Origin of the sequence: Methyloglobulus morosus KoM1 (assembly GCF_000496735.2) — a bacterium.
GTDB lineage: Bacteria > Pseudomonadota > Gammaproteobacteria > Methylococcales > Methylomonadaceae > Methyloglobulus > Methyloglobulus morosus.
Window position 1 is genome coordinate 1 of sequence record NZ_AYLO01000133.1, and the last position, 21,769, is coordinate 21,769.

Here is a 21,769-nt window from a genome sequence, read left to right on the forward strand (position 1 = left end):
GCCTTGAGCCTGTCGAAAGGCGGTGTGTGCTTCGACAAGGCTCTCCTGAGCTTAGTCGAAGGGCTCAGCACGAACGGTTCAGACATTAAAAGGCCGAATCTATAATCTTAAAAAGCGTTAGTCGTTGATTGTTTAAATCTTCTTGAAATTTCAAATTGCCAAAGACAGGTAAAGGATTATCTGTCTTTGCGCCTAAATTTAGGCAAGGCAGTCTTGGTTTGTTCCCTGTAATAAAAATGTCACGTTGCTTTGAAATAATGATCTTGTTTAGCCTGATTGAATATGTGTTGTGTGGGTTGTTGATTTTACAAAGTGCGAAGACCGCTACGCCCAATTCTGTTAGAGATCATTCAATAAGTCACGTGATCTCCATCCATAAATACGCCAGTGCTAGTTAATAAGTTAATCACCCATACTGTAACCTATCAATGAAACGTTTTTGCTTGTTCTTAATTTTGTTGTCCCTGCTGCCTTCAATCGCTTCCGCCTGGTGGAATGAGGAATGGGGTTATAAGAAAAAAATCAGCCTGGATATGCCAGCCCTTCAAAAAGAGGGCGTGACTATCCCGCAGGATGCGTTTGCGTTGATTCGGTTGCATACCGGCAATTTCACCTACTTTCTTGATCTTGCCGAACAAGGCAAAGACATTAGGATTTTGGCGGGTGACGAAACAACGCCGCTCAAATTTTATATTGAAAAAATCGATCCCGTAAATGAAATGGCCCTGATTTGGGTCAAACTGCCCAAAGACATCGCAACAATGCCCGAACCTGCTGTTTGGCTGTATTACGGAAACGAAACCGCAGTCGACGGACAAGATGCCGCTGGCACTTTTGATGTCAGCCAAGTTTTGACGTATCCGTTCGGCAAAAATGGCATTAAAGATTTAACGGCCAATGCGAACAACCCTTCGGAAGCGACGGCGACGGGTGCAGAGGGCGGCATGATCGGTGAAGCCGGCGTATTGAACGGTAGCCAAATCATCCGCGTTCCCGCCAAGCCTTCTTTGCTTATGGCGTCAGTCACTGGCTGGACATTGTCAACGTGGTTAAAAATTGACCAGGCGCAACCCGACGGTGTCCTGTTTAAAAGGACTGGGGCTACGGGCAGCTTCACTTTAGCAATAAAAGACCTAAAACCGCATCTTGAAGTGGTCGATGAAGCGAGTGCCAGCCATGATTTTGCTTTAGAAAAAGCCTTGGCCGCAGCCACTTGGCAACAGTTGTCAATTGTCGCTACTACAGAAAATCTTACGGTCTACCTAGATGGAAATGCAGCGGGTACGTTTCCGGTGAAATTGCCAGATTTGACTAGCGATATAACCATCGGTGCCGATGAAACCGGCGGACGTGGCTTTATTGGCTCTATCGACCAATTGTCCATTTTTAAAGTGGCGAAAGATGCGAATGCGCTTAAATTTGACGTCAAAATGCAGGGAGCTTCATCAGCCATAGTGTCGTATGGCGAAGATACCACGCCTGACAGTGAGGAAGGCGGCGAATCCTTGATTATGGGATCGCTAAAAAGCGTGACCCCCGACGGTTGGGTGATTATCGGTATCTTGGGTGTCATGTTTGTGATTAGCTGGATGGTCATGATTATTAAAGCCATAGTCCTCAACCGGGTACACAACGCCAATAAAAAATTTGAGCAGGCCTATAGTCGGCTGGCAACCCAAGAGTTAGGTAAGCTAAACACAGAAGATGATGGCAGTGATGAAGAATCTGATGATGAATCGCTCTCGTTATTGTCCTTTAGTAAAGATCATAGCGCTTACGCGGGTTCAACGATTTATCGCATTTATCATGTCGGTGTCGAAGAGATGAACCATCGCTTGAAAAGAGTCGAAGGGACTAGCAATCAAGTGTTATCAGCCCAATCCATGAATGCGGTAAAGGCAACCATGGATGCAACCTTAATCAGGGAATTGCAAAAATTGAATTCCCAAATGGTTCTTCTGACCATTGCAATCAGTGGTGGGCCGTTCCTGGGATTGTTAGGGACGGTAATAGGGGTAATGATTACCTTCGCTGCGATTGCGGTCAGTGGCGAAGTGAATGTCAATGCAATTGCGCCGGGTATTGCAGGCGCGCTGACCGCTACGGTAGCGGGTCTTATAGTGGCGATTCCCTGTTTGTTTGGCTACAACTATTTGGGTGGTCGCATCAAGGAAATTACCGCCGATATGCATGTGTTTGTCGATGAGTTTGTTGCCAAATTGACCGAGCAACATACCTAATAAAGATTAAAGAAAGGCACTGCTTTTATAGTGCCATCTTACAAACATCCTGCTAGAGAGAATTAACGATGAAATTACAAGAAGAAAATGCGGCCTATGACGAAATCAACGTCACGCCGATGTTGGACTTGGCTTATGTACTGCTGATCGTGTTTATTTTGATGACCACGGCGGCGGTACAAGGCATCACAGTTAATTTGCCCAAAGCCAGCGACACACCGAGCCTTGCCAAGCCACAAACCAAAGCCATTACGATTACTGCCGACGGCACTATTTTCTTGGACACCATTCCCGTCAGCATGGAATTGTTGGAATCAACTTTGCAGCAATATAAGGCTGTCAACCCTGCATTGCCGGTTGTCATTAAGGGCGATGCCGCCGTGCAATACGAAAAGGTAGTGGGGGTGCTGGCTTTGTTGGCGAAATTGGATATTACCCAGATCGGTTTGGTTACGCAGAATCTGACTAAGTAAACCAAGGCGCACGATGTCTCAGAAAAAAAATTATCGGAAACATCTGCCGAAAATTTTGGGTGGGTTATTGCTCGTTATCATCGTTGGCTTAATGGTTTATTTCGTCGTTGGCCTTAAAAGCGACAAAAAGGAAAAGAGGGAAAAAAAGCCGCAACAAGTGACGTTGGTCAAGCCCCCTCCCCCGCCGCCGCCGCCGCCGAAAGTGGAAAAACCACCAGAAGCGCCCAAGGAAAAAATTGAAGAACCGGAGCCTGAACCTGAGCCGGAACCCGAACCTGAGCCTTTGCCAGATGTCGAGGAAGCCCCGCCCGGTGATTTAGGCCTGGATGCCGAAGGCACGGCGGGAGCCGATGGCTTTGGATTGGTGGGACATAAAGGTGGTCGAGGCTTGTTTGGCGGTGGCGGCGGCAGCCCATTTGCCAGGTACGGCAAGATGGCAGCCAATGAAATACGGGACGTGCTTTCGGAGAATGAAAAACTACGCCGTAAAGGATATACCGCTGTCGGTAAATTATGGCTAGAGGCCGATGGGACAGTAAAAAAAATAGAACTGGCAAGGGGCAGCAATGACCCGGAGATTGACGACCTGTTGAACCGAACACTGCACAAATTAAAAAAAATAAACGAACCGCCTCCTCCAGCAATGGAACAGCCCATCAAATTCAAAATAACAGTCAGACTGTAAATGTAAATTCAAGGTAACTTAATGAATAATAAAAAACAGCTAATAGCCTTTATGCTTTGCGGTTTGGCAGGGTTGGCTCAAGCAGGCGAAAAAGAAGAATTGTTGAAGTTGCGTAATACCACAACCAACCTGATACAGCAATTGGTTAAACAGGGTGTTTTGACCGAAAAGATGGCTCAAGAAATGATAAAGCAGGCCGATGCCGATGCTGAAGTCCAGGCAAGACAGCAAGCGGCGACCGCTGAAGCAGATAAACCGGAACCCGGTGAAATCCGTATTCCTTACGTGCCAGATTTTGTTAAGGAGGATATTCGCCAGCAGGTTCGTGCCGAGTTACGCCAAGATGTGGTTAGTGATGTGATGCAAAAAGCCAAAAGCGAAAAATGGGGCTTGCCTGGCGCTTGGCCGGAATGGGTAGGCCGTTTCAAATTGTCCGGTGATATACGTTTGCGTTCGCAGAATGAATTTATGGCAACCGACAATCAAGCGAATAGTATTATTGATTGGTTAACCGTTAATGACAGGGGCGGACTAAACGCTGCGGGATTTGATCAATTTTTGAACACTACGACTAACAGAAGTCGTTTCCGTGAGAGATTTCGTTTAGGAATTGATGCCAAAATTAACGATAGCCTAAAAGCCGGTATCCGTTTGGCGACCAGTAACTTGAGGGATCCCGTATCAACCAATCAAACCCTGGGCAATACTGGCGGCCAGTATCAATTCAATGTGGATCGGGCTTATCTCCAATATGATGATATCGACAGTGACGGCTTTAAATGGCTCACGCTGATGGGTGGACGTATTAAAAACCCTTGGTATGTCGGCGGCGGTGAATTTAGCGGTGGCAGTGAGTTGGTTTGGGATACAGACCTGTCCTTTGAAGGGTTTGCTGCGACAGCACGTCATCGCCTAGCGGGTTCAGACAGCCTAGATGCGATAAATGACGATTCCAAGACCGTATTCTCCACCATTGGCGCGTTCCCGTTACAGGAGTTTCAACGCAGCTCAAAAGACAAATGGCTGTTCGGTGGACAGGTTGGCATGGATTGGGGCTTTGACAACCAAAACAAGTTAAAGGTGAGTATCGCCTATTACGATTATGTCAATACAGTCGCCAGGCCGAATACATCGCCAATTGGTACGTGTGATCTGAACAATAGCTTGAGCCGCGACATTGCCGCATCAGTGCCAGAATTTATGCAGGGTGGCAATACCATAGCGGAAATTTGTGGTGAGGGCACTTCTGCCAATCCGCTTAACTCAACGGGCTTGGTTGGACTAGCAGCCGACTATAATATTATCAACCCTAACTTTAGCTACGACATCGCAGCCTTTGCGCCTTATCACATTATTATAGGTGGCGATTATGCGAAAAACATAGGTTACAACAAAAAAGACGTTAACTCGGTACTGGCAGTCCGATCAGGATCACAGGCTCTAAACCAAGAAGAGCAAACCGATGCCTGGCAGGTCAGGGTGGATCTAGGCTGGCCTAAAACCGACCAATTCGGGCATTGGAATGTGTTCGGCTTATATAAATACATAGAGCGGGATGCCGTGTTGGATGCCTTCACCGATTCGGACTTCCGCTTGGGTGGCACCAATGCCAAAGGTTGGGTGATTGGCGGCAATTACGGTTTGGCGAAGAATATTTGGTTTACCGGTCGCTGGCTAAGCGCCAATGAGATTACTGGAGCACCGTATGGTGTCGATTTATTACAACTGGACATCAACACGCGGTTTTAATGCCCGGAAAACAGGTTCACATGATGAAATTAGTAGTGGTTTTAATTCTGGTAGTGGGCAGTTGTTTGTCTAGTACTGCCTATGCCGCAACTCGTGATAGCGGGGGTGGCGGAAAGGCGGTTGCAAAATTACAAGCGATGGTCAGGGAAATTACCTCCGAGCGGGATGCACTGAAAACTGAGCGCGACACGCTTAAAACCGAGTCTGAAAAACTGACTGCTGATATCGCTAAACTCAAAAAAGAAAAATCGGAAGCGGAATCATCAGCCGCTTCGGTAGAGAACCGTTTAAGCAATGAGCTGACCGCGCAGAAAACCAACAATGAGGCAATCACTGACCGGCTAGAAAAAACCAATGCCAAATTATTGGAAGTGATTGAAAAATACAAGGCACTCAACCAGGAAAAGAATACACTCAGCGCCAATCATGCCAATCTGGAAGATGTCCAAAGGCAGACAAAAACTGAACTCCAACACTGCGAAGAGAACAACATAAAAATGTTCAAGGCAGGTAAGGAAGTGCTAAAGAGTTACGAAAACAAAGGGGTGTTGGATAGCTTATTGACATCCGAACCGGCCTTGCAGATCAATAGCGTGGAAATGGAAACCCTCATTCAGGGATATGAGGACAAGCTAAGGAAAGAAAAATACCCGCATAAGGAAATAACCGCAGCCAACGTAAAGGCTCCAGAAGCCAATAATGAGCCAGAAACGGAAGAAGGCCAAGGTGTTAAAAAACCGTAAATTCAGCTGATTATGTATTGGGAACTGTACGGGCTGAATAAAATTAAAGATTAAACAAAAAACACCGCCCTTCCCTCTCACAAGTCAAAAATGTTTTAATTACATGATTATTTGACCAATGTAAGCCTCGGCAGCAATTATGCCTGTAAGTCGTTTAGAAGCCGCTATAATGTACCTAATTGACTTAGACAATCAGTAGTCCACCCAAATTTCACACATAATCAAAGCTGTATTCTTGTTTTTATAAAACATCAAGCAAATTAACCAGGATTTTCCGATGAAACCAGTAGCACATGATTTGAAAATATTGCTCATTGTAGCACTCGTCAGTTTAGTTACGGCTTGTGGCGGCTCAGGCGAAAGAAAGGCCAAATACATGGCGGAAGGGAAACAGTTATTCGATGCCGGCGATTATAAGAAAGCGCAACTGTCTTTCAAGAATGTATTGCAAATTGATCCTAAAGACATTGAGGCGCGCTTTCAAATGGCCGAAGCTTCAAGCAAATTGGGTGAACTACAATCTGCCGTCAGCCAATATTTGGCGGTCATCAACGAAGCCCCCAAACACCTGATGTCCAGGTTAAGGATGGGGCAGGTATATATGTTAGTGAAAAAGATCGATGAAGCGGAAAAAATGGCAAAGGAAGTTCAAGCCCTTGACCCACAAAATGTCGAAGGCATGGTGTTGATGGCAGGCGTACTGGCCTCCCGAAATAATACGGATGCGGCACTGACCCAAATTGACGCAGCCCTCAAAAAACAACCGGATGATGTCTCCGCCAATATGTTGCTGGCCTCCCTAAATGCCAAAATGGGTAAAATTGACCAAGCTATCAGTATCCTACAAAAAAACAGCGAAAAGAATCCGACCAAGACAGTCCCTCTACTGATGCTGGCGCAGTTGTATTCGGAAACAAAAGCCTTGGACAAGGCACAAGAAGCGCTTGAATCGATCATTAAGTTAGAGCCTAAACAGGTAGGGCATCGTAAAACCTTGGCTTCATTTTTATTGTCCAATAATCAGATGGACAACGCTGAAGCCGTGTTGCGCTCAGCCATCAAAGACCTTCCTGACGATATCGCTGCCAAGTCGCTATTGATCGAATTCTTGATCGCCAAACGGACACCGGAGATAGCTATCGCCGAATTAGTCCCGATGATTGAACAAAATCCTGACCAGTATGATTTACGGTTTATGCTGGCTGAGTTAGAAATGTCCCAAAAACACCCGGAAAAAGCAGAAGGCGTGTTAAAAGAGATTGTTACCTTGGATAAACAAGGGCCGGAATCGATTAAAGCGCGTAACAAGCTTGCTAAGCTTTATGCGACAACTAAACGTGAAGATGAAGCCAAGGCATTGGTAAAGCAAATTATTGAAGAAAATCCGCGTGATGCCGATGCGTTGTCGTTACGTGGCGAGTTTGCGTTGGCCGATCGAAAAATACCTGAAGCAATCAACGACTTCCGCGCCGTCCTAGTTGACCAGCCCCAAAATATCAGGCTACTCAAACTGTTGAGCTCCGCACACATGATGAATAATGATCCTGTGCTAGCGCAAGAAAATATGGAAAAAATCATTGCAATTGCGCCGAATGACGAATCGGCGAAACTTGATCTAGCCACCCTATTACAACAAACCGGCGCTACCGATCAGGCGATGCAACAAATTGATGCGGTCTTAAAAGCCAACCCAAACAGCAAGCTGGGCTTGGAGACAGCCTATAAAGTTTACATGGCAAAAAAACAATGGGATAAAGCGCAAGAAACCACAAAACGCTTGGCAGAAGCCTTTCCTAACGAAGGCATAGGGTATTTTTTGTCGGGCCTGGCTTATCAAGCTGAAGGAAAAATCGACCAGAGTGTCCCCGCCTTTGAAAGCGCATTGGCAAAACAACCTGATGCCGTTGAACCGATGACACAACTGATTAAAAGTTACCTCGCACTTAAGCAGCCCGATAAAGCACTCGCTAAATTAAAGGAAGTTATCAAGCAACAGCCTAAAAACTTTGTCGCTTACAATTTGCTGGGTGGGGTTTACCTCGGCGACAAAAAATACCCCGAAGCGATGGACGCATTCAAAAAGGCGGTTGCCATCAAACCCAATTGGTCAATCCCGTACCGCATGATCGCAATGGCTTATGTAGCCCAATCCAATAAGGCTGATGCCATAAAAACCTATCAGGAAGGCATCAACAAAACCGAGGCTTCTATGGATCTGGTAAATGATTTGGCCGGAATTTACCATAGCAACGGCGAACGCGACAAGGCTATCGCCTTGTATGAAGATGCCCTTAAGCAACATCCTGAATCTATGGAAATCATCAATAACCTGGCCAGTTATTTGTCCGATTTCGGTGATGACGCAGGTTTGGAACGGGCTGCCAAACTGGTTGAGCCTTTAACCAAAACCAACAACCCGAATATGCTGGATACTGCGGGCTGGGTAGCCTATAAACAGGGCAACTTTGCTAAAGCGCAAGAGTTGTTGTTGAAAGTCATCGCATTAGACCCCGACTCCGCAATAAGCAACTATCACTTGGGCATGACACATTATAAGCAAAAAAATAACGCATTAGCGCGCGAATTTTTGCAGAAAGCCATGGATAAAAAAGTTGATTTTATTGGCCAGGACGTAGCGAAAGAAACCTTAAAGTCAATAAGCGCTGCAGGTTAAATAAAGGTGAAAATAGGCTATCCATCTTCCTGTTTGGCCTTTTTCTTCGCTTTCATTGTCAATAATTTTCAGGCGACGATGACTCAAGTTGTTCAATAAAGTAGCGCATATAACTTGGAAGGTAACTTTGTTTTAAGTACGCGAGTTTGGTTGTCGACACAGGAATGAGATGGGACAAATCCAACGCCACCATATCAGAATCAATGTGCGGTTCATAGGACATGCTGGAAATAATGCCGATTCCGTAGCCCAACCGGACGTAGGTCTTGATGACATCCGAGTCTGCGGCCGCCAAGGTGATGTCGAGCATAATACCGACATTATTAAACGCTTTTTCGATATTGCTACGCCCAGTAAAACCTTGGCTATAGGTCAGTATAGGAAAATCCACCAATCGATGTAAGGTAATTTCCCCTTGCAACAATTCATGCCCCTTAGGGACAATGACAATGTGGTGCCATTTATAGCAAGGCTTGAGAACCAGCTTTTCATCCTCCACCATTCTTTCGGTGCAAATAGCAATGTCGGCTTTATGTTGATGTAGCAAGTTAATTAAGTTTAATGGCGACGATTGCTCCATATAGATTTTGATCCAAGGAAATTTTTCCCTGAATCGGCTGATGGGGGTGGGTAAAAAATACCGTGCTTGCGTGTGGGTCGTAGCAATGTGCAATGTGCCGTTACGGATATCCAGGTAATCGTCAGCGATTTGCCGGATATTGCGCTTCGCTTGGTTGACGGAATCGACTTCTGCCAATATTTGCTCGCACAATCGCGTTGGCCCCAATAGACGCTTACCATGCCGCATGAACAAGGGCGTACCTATTTCCTCTTCAAGCATCATTAACTGCCTGCTCACGGCAGACTGGACAACGTGCATTTTTTCCGCCGTTTTCGTCAGGTTGTAATTCGTCTCTTGAAGCAGGTGTAAAATTTCGAGTTGGTTTAAGTTCATTACGCGAGTCAACTCTAAAAATTCGTTGCCGCTTCGGGTACATGCGGTTTTTCCAGATTGAACCAGTGCGCTTGCCGGATGAATAATGCAACCTTATCGCCCTTTTTTAACCGAGATTGCTTAAACTGGTCACTGGGCATCTCGGCGTAAATGACTTTGGCCGTCCCTTTAAATTCGTCATTTGTCAATTCCAAGCGGATAGTTGCACCTAAATGTTGCCAATCTTTCAAGCTAATCGGCGAGCTGGCATTTTCATCGAGTTTTTCAACGCCGATATGATGCGGCCTTACATGGGCCGTAATACCGTCGGTATTGTCGAGGACGATACTGGAGCCTTTCAGCCAAGTGTCGCCATCATTCTCAAGGTGAAAAACATTGGTATGGCCGATAAACTGGGACACAAAATCATTTTTTGGCTCGTCGTAAATCTGGGTGGGCGTGCCTTTTTGTTCGATCTTGCCGTGGTTCAGGACGACAATCTGGCTGGCGACTTCCATCGCCTCTTCTTGGTCGTGGGTGACGAAGATGGTGGTGACATTCAGCTCATTATGCAAATGCCGCAGCCATAAGCGCAGTTCCTTACGAACGCTGGCATCCAAGGCACCGAAGGGCTCATCCAGCAGCAACACTTTGGGTTCGACCGCCAACGCCCGTGCCAATGCAATACGCTGGCGTTGCCCACCGGAAAGTTGGTCGGGAAACCTATCATGCAACCAATCCAGTTGTACCAAGTTTAAAAGGTCATGGACATTCTTGCGGATAATAGCTTCGCTGGGCCTAGTTTTGGTCGGCTTGACCCGTAACCCAAATGCGACATTATCGAAGACCGTCATATGCCGGAACAAGGCATAATGCTGGAATACAAAACCAATGCCGCGTTTGCGTACGTCATGGTCTGTCTTGTCTTCACCGCTTAGTAAGACTTTTCCGTCATCAGGCCGTTCGAGTCCGGCGATAATACGTAATAACGTAGTCTTACCGCAACCGGAAGGGCCGAGCAAGGCAACTAATTCACCTTCTGGAATTTCGAGGTCAATATGGTCTAAGGCCGAAAATTGACCGAATTTTTTACTGATATTGGATAGGACAATGCTCATGAATAGTTATCTCACATTTGGTTTTTACGGTTATCGGGTACCTTGCTTCCATTCGAGCAACGTTTTTAAGATCAGTGTGACAATGGCCAGGCTCGCCAAAATTGAAGCACTGGCAAACGCGCCGACAACATCGTAATCGTTGTAACTGACTTCCACATGCAGCGGCAAGGTGTTCGTCAATCCCCGTATGTGGCCGGATACGACCGAAACCGCCCCAAACTCCCCCATCGCGCGGGCGTTGCATAACAATACGCCGTACAACAATGCCCACTTGATATTCGGCAAGGTGATTTGGAAAAACATTTGCCAGCCGCTAGCACCCAAGGAAAGTGCCGCTTCCTCCTCCTCACAACCCATCTCCTGCATCAACGGAATTAGCTGCCGTGCCACAAAAGGGAAGGTCACGAACAAGGTCGCCAGGACAATCCCTGGAACGGCGAATATGATTTTAATGTCGTGGTCACTTAGCCATTCCCCGAACGCGCCTTGCATCCCGAACAGCAAGACAAAAATCACCCCGGAAATCACCGGCGATACGGAAAACGGCAAATCGATCAATGTCGTCAGGAAACTTTTCCCTTTAAACTCAAACCGGGTTATGGACCAGGCCGCAGCGATACCGAAAACGGTGTTTAGCGGCACAGTCACCAATGCCGTCAACAAGGTTAATTTCATCGCGGCCAACGTATCCGCTTGGCTCAAAGCCGACAAAAACGCCCCGAAGCCTTTGGAAAGGGCCTGGAATACGACCAACCCTAGCGGTAAGCATAAGAACAGGAAAATAAAGCTCAAGGCAACGGCAATCAAGCCGTATTTCAGCCAATCGGGGTCGCGCAAGGCTGAAGCCGTGACCGACGTTTTTGGATTGTTGATTTCTTGAGTGATAGCTGTCATGGGAGTTTCCTTATCATTGTCCAGAGCGTTTGCGTACCCAGTGCTGTAGTAAATTGATAACCAACAGCATGGCGAATGAAATCACCAGCATCGTTAAGGCAATTGCCGTCGCGCCTTCCATGTCGTATTGTTCTAGCTTGGTGACAATAAGCAGTGGCACTATTTCAGACACATAAGGCAAATTCCCGGCAATAAAGATCACCGACCCGTATTCGCCCACACCGCGGGCAAAAGATAATGCGAATCCGGTCAACAAGGCGGGAAAAATATTGGGGAAAATAATTTTCGTAAAAATTTGCAGGCGTGAAGCCCCCATGCTGGCCGCCGCTTCCTCCATGGAGGTGTCGAACTCAAGCAGCACGGGTTCAATCGTCCTCACCACAAAGGGAATACTGATAAAAATTAGCGCCACCACGATCCCCAGAGGTTTAAACGCCACTTGAATGCCAAAGCCCTCAAGCAATAAGTTCCCCAAAAAGCCACCCGGTTGGAAAATAGTGGCAAGCACGATACCGGCAACCGCTGTCGGCAAGGCGAACGGCAGGTCGATAAGTGCATCGCTTAACTTCTGGCCGGTAAACGAATAACGGACTAACACCCAGGCGATAACGAGGCCGAAAAAACTGGCGACCGCCGCCGCGATCAATGCGCTGCCGAAACTGACCTGGAATGAAGCAATAATGCGCTTATGGGTAATAATGGCGACATAATCCTCCCAACTGAGCTGGAAACTGTTAAATACCAGGGTACTCAAGGGAATGAGTACGACCAGGCTTAAATAAACCAGGGTGTAACCCAGTGCTGGCTTGAATCCCGGCATGATTTGACTTTGTGACATTGTTTGATTTCCGCCTGTGGTTGTCCACTTTGCTAATTAGGTTTGTGTGCAAACCGAAACTATAAAGCCTTTCCAGCCATGCCTTAATGAAGCTTCCAAAACTTCATTAAGGCCAAGCCAGTCCTAGGTTATTTACCCTGGTCGTAAATTTGGTCGAAGATGCCATCATCGGCAAAATGCTTTTTTTGCACATCATTCCATCCACCTAATTCCGAAATGGTCACCAGCTCAATATCAGGGAACTGCTTTGTATATTTCGCGGCAACTTCTTTATCGATAGGCCGGTAAAAATTTTTGGCAATCACTTCCTGGGCTTCCTTGCTATACAGATAATTGAGATATTCTTTCGCTATATCTACATTTCCATTTTTCTTGGCAACTTTTTCTACGACCGTTACGGGTGGTTCCGCCAAAATACTGAACGATGGTGTGACGACTTCATATTTATCCTGGCCGAATTCCTTCAATACCAAGTACGCTTCGTTTTCCCAGGTAATCAAGACATCCCCGATTTCACGTTCGACAAAACTGGTTGTCGAACCGCGCGCGCCGGTATCCAGGACTGCAGCATTTTTAAACAACTTGCCAACAAAGGCCTTGGCGGTGTCTTCACTGTTACTGTTATGTTTTAAGGCATAAGCCCAAGCAGCCAAGTAATTCCAGCGCGCGCCACCAGAAGTTTTTGGATTGGGTGTCACAATGCCGACGCCGTCTTTGGTCAAATCCGACCAGTCTTTGATTTGTTTTGGATTTCCTTTGCGCACGACAAAAACGATGGTCGAGGTATAAGGCGAACTGTTGCTTGGCAATAAGGTTTGCCAGTTTTCCGGAATTAACCGCGCTTTACTGTAGAGCTGGTCGACATCGTAAGCCAGCGCCAGAGTAACTACATCGGCTTCCAAACCGTCTATGACGGCGCGCGATTGCTTGCCGCTACCGGCATGCGACTGCTGGACATCTACCGTTTCTTTGGTCTGTTCCTGCCAGTGTTTAATAAATAAAGGGTTGTATTCCTTGTACAATTCGCGGGTCGGATCGTAAGAGACATTGAGCATTGTCCTTTCAGCGAAAGCTTGTGAACTCAAGAAAAGGGCAAAAATGCTTACTACAATTTGAATTAACCTTGATTTGATCATTGTCTTACCTTGTAAGTGTTAAGTTAGCCGAAATCCATTTCAGCCATGGGTTAAGTAACGGAACTTATATTCCTGTCGATAGTTAACAATCAGTTAATCTTGCCGTCGCCGAACGCGTTCAACGAAACTTCAAAATAGAAGAAGTTGCTGGCTTGGTCAGTGAATGGGCCATTCACCGGATCGTTAAACGAACGGGTAAAATTACCGGGTTCAAAGCGGGCATAACTTAAGCTCCAATCGACATAAGGGTTAAGCTTGTGTTGCAACCGAATATCGAATTCGTGGCCGATAAAGCTGCCGCTTTTGCCGTCACGGTCGCGCAAGTTCGCCCGCCTGAAGCCGTCAGTTTCGCTTTGCAACCAATAAGCACTGTAAGCCGTATCGATCTTCACATCCTTATAGGGCGTAAATTCGATCCTGGCTTTGGGGGCATGGATGTTGTCCCAGGAGAAATAATCGTTCCGCGACCAGGGTTGGTTAAAGCCGTAAAATACATCAAAACGGTTGTTCACAGCATCCTTGGAACTTTTATCTCCGGTGCCGTAGCCATAAAACACACTGGCCCGCGGCTTCCAGTCGTGGTCGAAGCTGTAACCCAGCTCTATCGCATAGGCAAGCGCATCATGCTGCTCCATCACTTGCTTGCCGTCCCGGATTGCCCCACGGCGGCCAAACTGCTTGTTGAGGTCGGCATCGAAATCAACGCCGCTCTCACCGATAAGCCCGTACACCCTTAAGCCGGGCGCATAGATATCCTGGTCGGTGATGGCTGTGCTATTCGCAGGATTGAAGGGGTCGCCGTCAACCTTTCGCCCAAGGAAATATGGCTGGATAGTAATAAAGTCCGACCATTGCCTTAGACTGAGTACGCCTCCGTAAATCCAAGTGTGCTCGTCGGGACGGTCGAATTCGTATTTCAACCTTTCAATAGGCTGAAACGCAAAGGTATCCAGATCCCAATCGTTCTGTTTTTTGCCGAAACGTACCCGAAATCCTTCGAAGTTGTTAGTGGTGTTACGGAACTGGTTGTTGCCGATCAGTCGCCGGTCAAGCAATTCGAGGGATTGCCGCCCCGCACGTATACTCAAGGGCCTGTTATGCCCAAGCAAATCCTTAAAATACAATTCGGCATAACCTTGAATCAACTCAAATTCATTTACATCGGACTCACTGCGCTCATATAACCCGTTGTAGCTCCTAGAATCTTGGAACTCGACAGCAAACCGTAACGGGTCGAGGATATCGTGAACGCCGACATAGGCACGGGTACGCAGTAACCAGAGGTTGTCGGGGTCAGGACGGTAATCTGTGCTGCTGGTGTTGCTCGTCGGTGTTGGCCGCAAATCATTTTCCCGGTACTCGTAGCGGGTACGAAAATCCAGTCCCACATCCAGCCAGTCGATATCCCGGAATTGCTCGAACTGGGTTTTGCCCAAATTCCGTACGTACCTAGGCGGGTCGGTCTCCGGCTCTAGCCGATAGGCGAGGGTGCTGCGGTAATAATCCTCGGCATTCGTGAGTCCCGGCAATACCAGGAAAACCCCGAATAGGCTCGATGCCCATATCTTATTTATTGTTTGCTTCATCTCTTCCCCTTGAACTGAATGGATCGTTCCGTTTATAAATTTATTTTCCGTTATGACTTCCGGCGTTCCGGTCAGCCCAAGGCTAAAATTGTTGAGATTTTTCATCGTTGGTACGGTAGAACTAAGATTTTGTATTCAGTGTCGCCCTGTTTTCGAAGCGCAGCTTTTCTTTCCGTTCGATTTGCACGACCTTGCCGTCGTGGATAATAATTTCGACCGAGCCAAAGCGTATCCCTTTCACGGCTTGCAAAATTTGTAAGCCGAGGTCAAAGTCAGGGTTTGGTTTATGCATTTCGTGTTTTCCCATTGTCATCATTAGCTATCTCGTTTTGAGCGGTTGACACTTAAGTTGACAAAAGCATAAGGCAATATCTAATTATGTTTTAACGATAAATTTCGATAATTATATCTACTAATAAGATATACATTATTGCTGCGGGTTTATTCAGGATAAGAAAGTCGAACCTGATTTAATTAGCCGCGCAGTCAAGCTTCAAGCTGTTTTGGTTCATCAACCTGATCTACTATCAGCTTATCTTTTTGTTTCAATTTAGGTTTTATCAAAAAATTAGATGGCTAAATGCCATTTCGTCGTTTTGATATTTCCGCATTGCTAGGTAGGATTTTTTTAAAACGAGAACGGCAAGTAAGCATTAAGGGCACGTTGTACCAAGCTGTTGAAACCAGGCCTTATGGTTGGATGAGATATGTCAAATAGAGAGATTTCAGGCGAGCAGTATCGTTTCGACATTGGTCTAATGAACAATGATACGGCTTATGTCCCGGGATTTTGTGTGCTGGGTGTATTTGTTTTATTTTCAATATTGGAGCTTCGTTTCTTTTGGCGGCAATGGCCGTTAGCCCTTTTGCGGCATTCTTACACGACAAATATCAGCTTATTCTTGTTCAACAACCTTATTTTGCCGTTGCTGTCGGTATCCACGTTGCTGGTATGGGCCGAGGGGTATTCCGATTCGAGCCTGTTGGATGGTTTGTCGCCGCTAACACAGGCCGTTTTATCCTTTTTGCTGTTCGACCTGACGCTTTATTTATGGCATTGGGCTAGCCATAAGTTTCCATGGTTTTGGCAGTTTCATCGTATCCACCACAGCGATTTGACGGTTAATGTTTCAACGGCATTTCGGGTGCATGTGCTGGATCATTTAACGATGATGAGCTTTAAGTTGGCTTATGTGATTGGCTTTGGAATTGACAAGGAAACGCTTATCTGGAACGAAACCCTTACGGCCCTGTCCTCAATGTTCCATCATAGCAACCTCACTTTCAACGGAGAGAGGCTATTGGGCTATTTGATCATTGTCCCTTACCTGCACCGTCTTCACCATTCCACGCAAAGGTACGAACACGACAGCAATTATGGTTCGGTGCTTTCTATTTGGGATCGCTTGTTTGGCAACTTAAACGAAAGCCAACCGGAAGCCCTCGGCATTAGGGAGTCTTGTCCAAACGACTTATTCGGGCTGGTCGTGTCTGGTTTCTGGAGGGTTACCTCTAAATCGGTTAATGTGGTCAATCCGAGTGAACTGGAAAGCATGATCGCTGTAGCCGCTTACTATAAAGCGGAAAAACGCAATTTTTTACCTGGGAATGATATTAAGGATTGGCTAGAGGCCAAACAGGAAATTATTAAACAAGTTTATGGGAAGAAGAACCAGGATTCGTCAAAAAAGAGTGGCAGACACACTGCCTATCCAAAGCGGCAGGTTTGTTGTTAATTCAATGCGGGTAGATTCCTAAAGTTTGCAACGAGGTTATCTCGTCTTGTCATTAAGTAATCTAATTATATCGTTTAACGACAAATTCAAGCGCAGATAGAATGTAACTCAGGTGAAGCAAACTTTACTCAACTTTTTATTGGCAGAATGAAAAATTGTTCTCCTACCTCTCTGGGACTCAGGGCGGGTTAAGCAACCCGCCCATTTTTTTGTTTTTTGGTAGGCCGGTAACAATAATATCCGCATCAGAAATTTAATTGCTCTCCGCTAAAATATCAAAATTCTCAATAAACCCTACTTGACAGGGAGTAACGAATAGCAGACACTAAAACAAAATGAGTATGCTGACCGGACAACCGGAAGCCAGTGAGCCCGCTAAGGCCACTGGTTTTTTTTTGCCCAAAATTTTGGTGTGTCGTCATATTCGGAATGGGATGACCATGTTTTTTATATTATTTCAATACGTTGAACAAGCATGAATTCAATTTACTCAAAAACAAGCCGTCAGTGGGGCGTTGAAGAATGCGTTGCATCACTACGGCAATTGCGACTGGGCTCTTTAGAAAGCCGCAGACGTCTTGAGCATCCGCCACGTTTGCCGTCGCGCAAAATTTTGGCGGGATTAGTCGATCAATTAGGCGCCGCGCTATTCCCTCACCGACTGGGGAAACCTGATTTGAGCGCTGAAGCGGTCGATTATTTCGTTGGGCATATTTTAAGCGGAGCCCTAAACGATTTGTACCAGCAAATTCGTCTGGAATTGATTTTCAAGGCGGAGCAACAAGGGTTGGAAATGGATTGTGAAATTGAAGCTGAAGCGATTACTCACCGGTTCACGACCAAACTACCCAACATCAGGGCGGTATTGGATACAGATTTGCAAGCGGCATACGAAGGTGACCCTTCCGCCCACAATATTGACGAAGTGCTAGTCTGCTATCCGGGGCTCACTGCGGTAGTCCATTATCGTTTGGCGCATGCATTGCATGAACTTGGCGTTCCGCTGGTTGCCCGCATTATTTCCGAGATCGCCCATTCGGCGACAGGTATCGATATCCATCCAGGTGCACAAATTGGCAACAGCTTTTTTGTAGATCACGGTACCGGTGTCGTAATCGGAGAAACCGCCATCTTAGGTAAACATGTCCGACTGTACCAAGCAGTTACCTTAGGGGCCAAGCGTTTCACTGAGGACGAAAATGGCGTATTGGTCAAAGGCTATCCACGGCATCCTATTGTTGAAGACAATGTCGTCATTTATGCCGGCGCGACCTTATTGGGCCGCATTACCATTGGCGCAGGCTCGGTTATTGGAGGCAATGTCTGGTTAACCCAGAGCGTACCGCCAGGAAGTCAGATTACCCAAGCGAAAGCGCACCAAGAACAACACGAAGTGTCATCGATTCAAGCGACAACCCCGGCCGATCAACAAAGGTCAGAGCTAAATTAACCGTTAACTATTAGGAGACCTTAAATGTCCGATATCCATCAAGCCAATACCGCATTAGGCGATGTCGCCGCACGTACACTCGCAAATGCCACCAAGACCGTCCCAATGTTATCAACCATTACCCCTCGGTGGTTGGTTCATCTTTTACATTGGACACCCCTTGAGGCCGGTATTTATCGGGTGAACAAAGTTAAAAATGAAACCAACCTGCTCGTTGATTGTTCCAGTCTCGATGAAAAGGAACTGCCGCAAACGTTTGTCGATTATGAAGAATGGGGTCGCGAATATCGCTTAAATGCGGTCAATACCGTACTTGACGTGCATACCCGTATAGCTGATTTGTACAGCAGCCCACATAACCAGATTCACGAACAATTACGTTTGACCATCGAAACTATCAAAGAACGTCAAGAAAGCGAGTTGATTAATAATGCCGAATACGGTTTGCTCAATAACGTTGCGCCAGCACAGAAAGTGCAGCCGCGTACCGGTGCGCCAACACCTGATGACTTGGATGAGCTGATTTCCCGAGTTTGGAAAGAACCTGCGTTTTTCCTGGCACATCCGCAGGCCATTGCCGCGTTTGGCCGTGAATGCACTCGTCGTGGTGTGCCGCCTGCAATTATTACCTTGTTCGGTTCCCAATTCTTGTCCTGGCGTGGCCTGCCGATAATCCCCTCTGACAAGGTCAAGGTAACCCAAGGTAAGAGCAATATCTTGTTGTTACGCACGGGTGAAAGCCGTCAAGGCGTGGTGGGGCTTTACCAGCCCAATCTAACCGGCGAATTGAGCATGGGCCTTTCTGTCCGATTTATGGGTATCAACCACAAAGCAATCGCCTCCTATCTGATATCGTTGTATTGCTCACTGGCTGTGTTGACGGACGATGCCCTTGGTGTTCTTGAGAACGTCGAAGTAGGCAAGTACCATGACTATAAGTGATTTCGATAAAGCCTACCTTAACCCACAAGGGCTTGCGGAAAGTTTAGGGGCTGAAGCGCTACCGGACATAAGCCATCTGACTAAACTTGCCAATGAACTATTTTCAGCGCTACCCTGCGATGGTTCAAGACTAAATGCCGCCTCAACGGCAATACCGGTAGGATTGGCGTCGCACTTGCCTGGAGCAAATAAAATCGGATTAAGCGGTAGTACGCCCCAAGGGGTAGGTTTGCCAGGAGAAGCGGAAGTTCGGCATTTTTTCGCTTCACAAAAGCCATCTTTCGAGAGCATCCCGAATCATCTTAATACCGATTCAGGCTATGGCAAGCCGCCCTCTTCAGGAATAGCCAATGACTTAGCATCGTCCTTGTCAGGCTTGGACGCGTCAGTTCTAGCGGGTATTTTTCCGCACGATTATGGCCTTCCTGGAGAAGCAGAATTGCAACGGCTACTGGTGTCGAGTCCTCCTTCTGAAAGCCCCCTGCCCGGAACGATTGACACCCGTTCAATTTCTACCATCCCGTCTACTGGACCGGTACAGCAATTGTCCGGCGAATTGGCACCGGCCACAGAAAAATCCGTAGCAACAGGAGTTTCACCCCAGACTTCGGAATCCGAAGTACAAAAACTTTTTGCCGGAGCCAATGCGGCGACAGGAAAAATCCCGAAAAGCGCAAGTTCGGCCAAGAGTTCAATTCCAGATTACCCCAGTCCAGTGGACATTCCAGAGTTATCAAATTTGCGGGGAAACTTTGACCCTTCATGGGTCGCTGGCCTTTCTCCCCAAACCTATGGTTTACCGGGAGAAGCCGAATTGCAACAGCTTTTTGCCGCTTATTCGCAACCTCCCGGGCGAGCCCCTACAAGCAGCGGCTCGGTTTCGGGCTTTTATTTTCTTGATGAAGCGAAAGCTGCCGGATTGAATGCGCCGGCGCTGGGTTCTGCTCATCCGCCTTTTGATGTCCAGGCCGTGCGCCGCGATTTTCCTATTCTCCAGGAACGCGTCAATGGCCATCAACTGGCTTGGTTAGATAATGCGGCAACCACGCAAAAACCGCAGGTTGTCATTGACCGCCTTTCGTACTTCTATGAACACGAGAATTCCAATATACACCGTGCAGCGCACGAATTGGCGGCAAGGTCGACGGATGCTTACGAAGGTGCACGCGATACCGTTGCACGCTTTATCAACGCGGATTCGTCCTCGGAAATTATCTTTGTCCGCGGTTCCACCGAAGCCATCAATTTGGTCGCCCAAAGTTGGGGACGCCAATCTGTTAATGAAGGCGACGAAATTATCATCAGTTGGTTGGAACATCACGCCAACATTGTCCCTTGGCAACAGCTATGTGCCGAAACCGGCGCAATACTGAAAGTGATTCCGGTCGATGACGATGGCCAAGTACTATTAGCCGAGTATCAGAAATTACTGAGCTCGCACACCAAGTTGGTATCGTTTACTCACGTCTCTAATGCCTTGGGCACTATCACACCTGCTCAAGAGATGATTGCAATGGCCCGACGTGTCGGAGCCAGGGTTTTACTGGATGGCGCCCAATCGGTGTCGCATCTAGGTGTTGATGTACAGTCCCTGGATTGTGACTGGTTTGTGTTTTCAGGGCATAAGATATTCGGTCCAACGGGCATCGGGGTGTTATATGGGAAAACCGAATTGCTCGAAACCATGCAACCCTGGCAAGGCGGCGGCAATATGATCGACGATGTTACCTTTGAACAGACCACCTATCAACCGGCTCCGGCTAAATTCGAGGCGGGTACTGGCAATATTGCCGATGCGGTCGGATTAGGCGCGGCGTTGGAGTATTTGAGCAGGATCGGCATCAGTAATGTCGCGCGCTATGAACACGAATTATTGCATTATGCCACCGAAGGTTTACGGAGTGTTCCCGGTCTCCGTTTAATCGGCACAGCAAAAGAGAAAACCAGCGTGCTTTCTTTTGTGTTGCTTGGGCACAGTACTGAAGAAATTGGGTCGGCGCTAAACCAGGCCGGAATTGCCGTCCGCTCAGGGCATCATTGCGCTCAACCCATTCTCCGACGTTATGGCCTGGAAAGCACGGTAAGGCCGTCAATCGCTTTTTACAACACTTATGAGGAAATCGACCGTTTGGTAAATGTCGTCCGACAACTGGGACATAAAAACCACCGTTTACATTCGAAATAACAGACCAATTCTCTTTCAACTTGTTTCTTGACAATGGTAGGGTGCCAGTTTTTTTAATGGCATCCCACCTTGTTATTTGATTTTCTAAGCGTGCAAGTAATTTCTGATGTCTTATTGGTATGTACATCATACTGTCTTAGCTTTCTTTTTATCTATCTTGGTAATAAACAAATCTAAATATATCGTTTAATCAAAGATAGCTTTTCCCTTAGCATAGTCGCAACACAAATCAATCGGTTATTTTTGATGCCTTTCTAAGCAAGGATGCCTAGAAAGTTGTTCTCGCCTCTCCAGGGATGCTGCTTGGGCGGGTTAACAGCCCGCCTTTTTTTATTAGAACTTTATTAGGCTAGAACTTTTATATCAAAGGTTTTAGCCTAAACCTT

17 protein-coding genes are annotated in these 21,769 nt (G+C 46.9%); 10 read left to right on the plus strand and 7 right to left on the minus strand.

The window, feature by feature from the left end; genetic code table 11:
• Window positions 1-428: 428 nt before the first annotated feature.
• The 6 genes from MGMO_RS16235 (at window position 429) to MGMO_RS16260 (ending at window position 8,564) form a co-directional block, all read left to right on the plus strand.
• On the plus strand, window positions 429-2,240 hold the full coding sequence (locus tag MGMO_RS16235) for a DUF2341 domain-containing protein (protein WP_023496155.1): 1,812 nt from the start codon (window positions 429-431) through the stop codon (window positions 2,238-2,240).
• 68 nt (window positions 2,241-2,308) lie between these two features.
• On the plus strand, window positions 2,309-2,713 hold the full coding sequence (locus tag MGMO_RS16240; RefSeq protein ID WP_023496156.1) for an ExbD/TolR family protein: 405 nt from the start codon (window positions 2,309-2,311) through the stop codon (window positions 2,711-2,713).
• A gap of 13 nt (window positions 2,714-2,726) precedes the next feature.
• A complete protein-coding gene (locus MGMO_RS16245) occupies window positions 2,727-3,398 on the plus strand; it encodes an energy transducer TonB family protein (protein ID WP_023496157.1) in 672 nt (223 codons plus the stop codon).
• A gap of 21 nt (window positions 3,399-3,419) precedes the next feature.
• Complete coding sequence (locus MGMO_RS16250) at window positions 3,420-5,147, plus strand: putative porin (protein WP_023496158.1); 1,728 nt, start codon at window positions 3,420-3,422, stop codon at window positions 5,145-5,147.
• Window positions 5,148-5,167: 20 nt separating this feature from the next.
• Window positions 5,168-5,890 carry a hypothetical protein gene (locus tag MGMO_RS16255; protein WP_152976388.1) on the plus strand — a complete coding sequence of 241 codons (723 nt, stop codon included), beginning with the start codon at window positions 5,168-5,170 and terminating at the stop codon, window positions 5,888-5,890.
• Window positions 5,891-6,167: 277 nt separating this feature from the next.
• Window positions 6,168-8,564 carry a tetratricopeptide repeat protein gene (locus tag MGMO_RS16260; RefSeq protein ID WP_023496160.1) on the plus strand — a complete coding sequence of 799 codons (2,397 nt, stop codon included), beginning with the start codon at window positions 6,168-6,170 and terminating at the stop codon, window positions 8,562-8,564.
• 58 nt (window positions 8,565-8,622) lie between these two features.
• Here the strand turns inward: MGMO_RS16260 and MGMO_RS16265 are convergent, their stop codons facing one another.
• The 7 genes from MGMO_RS16265 to MGMO_RS16295 form a co-directional block, all read right to left on the minus strand.
• Window positions 8,623-9,519, minus strand: a complete 897-nt coding sequence (locus tag MGMO_RS16265; protein WP_023496161.1) for a LysR substrate-binding domain-containing protein — start codon at window positions 9,517-9,519, stop codon at window positions 8,623-8,625.
• Between the two features lie 14 nt (window positions 9,520-9,533).
• The gene (locus MGMO_RS16270) at window positions 9,534-10,616 is read right to left on the minus strand and encodes a sulfate/molybdate ABC transporter ATP-binding protein (protein WP_023496162.1); all 1,083 of its coding nucleotides are present in this window, start codon (window positions 10,614-10,616) and stop codon (window positions 9,534-9,536) included.
• A gap of 30 nt (window positions 10,617-10,646) precedes the next feature.
• On the minus strand, window positions 10,647-11,510 hold the full coding sequence (cysW, locus tag MGMO_RS16275) for a sulfate ABC transporter permease subunit CysW (protein ID WP_023496163.1): 864 nt from the start codon (window positions 11,508-11,510) through the stop codon (window positions 10,647-10,649).
• 13 nt (window positions 11,511-11,523) lie between these two features.
• Window positions 11,524-12,348, minus strand: coding sequence for a sulfate ABC transporter permease subunit CysT (cysT, locus tag MGMO_RS16280; RefSeq protein ID WP_023496164.1), 825 nt, complete (start codon window positions 12,346-12,348; stop codon window positions 11,524-11,526).
• 128 nt (window positions 12,349-12,476) lie between these two features.
• A complete protein-coding gene (locus MGMO_RS16285) occupies window positions 12,477-13,484 on the minus strand; it encodes a sulfate ABC transporter substrate-binding protein (RefSeq protein WP_023496165.1) in 1,008 nt (335 codons plus the stop codon).
• An 89-nt stretch (window positions 13,485-13,573) separates the two neighbouring features.
• On the minus strand, window positions 13,574-15,175 hold the full coding sequence (locus tag MGMO_RS16290) for an alginate export family protein (RefSeq protein ID WP_023496166.1): 1,602 nt from the start codon (window positions 15,173-15,175) through the stop codon (window positions 13,574-13,576).
• A gap of 16 nt (window positions 15,176-15,191) precedes the next feature.
• A complete protein-coding gene (locus tag MGMO_RS16295; protein ID WP_082458409.1) occupies window positions 15,192-15,362 on the minus strand; it encodes a YezD family protein in 171 nt (56 codons plus the stop codon).
• A gap of 415 nt (window positions 15,363-15,777) precedes the next feature.
• Between MGMO_RS16295 and MGMO_RS16300 the strand changes: the two genes are divergently transcribed.
• From MGMO_RS16300 to MGMO_RS16315, 4 genes are all read left to right on the plus strand, one after another.
• Window positions 15,778-16,806 carry a sterol desaturase family protein gene (locus MGMO_RS16300; protein ID WP_023496168.1) on the plus strand — a complete coding sequence of 343 codons (1,029 nt, stop codon included), beginning with the start codon at window positions 15,778-15,780 and terminating at the stop codon, window positions 16,804-16,806.
• Between the two features lie 475 nt (window positions 16,807-17,281).
• On the plus strand, window positions 17,282-18,256 hold the full coding sequence (gene epsC, locus MGMO_RS16305) for a serine O-acetyltransferase EpsC (protein ID WP_023496169.1): 975 nt from the start codon (window positions 17,282-17,284) through the stop codon (window positions 18,254-18,256).
• Between the two features lie 24 nt (window positions 18,257-18,280).
• Window positions 18,281-19,198 carry a family 2A encapsulin nanocompartment shell protein gene (locus MGMO_RS16310; protein ID WP_023496170.1) on the plus strand — a complete coding sequence of 306 codons (918 nt, stop codon included), beginning with the start codon at window positions 18,281-18,283 and terminating at the stop codon, window positions 19,196-19,198.
• Window positions 19,185-21,383, plus strand: a complete 2,199-nt coding sequence (locus tag MGMO_RS16315; RefSeq protein ID WP_023496171.1) for a family 2A encapsulin nanocompartment cargo protein cysteine desulfurase — start codon at window positions 19,185-19,187, stop codon at window positions 21,381-21,383. The genes MGMO_RS16310 and MGMO_RS16315 overlap by 14 nt, the downstream gene beginning before the upstream one ends.
• The last annotated feature ends 386 nt before the right edge of the window (window positions 21,384-21,769 follow it).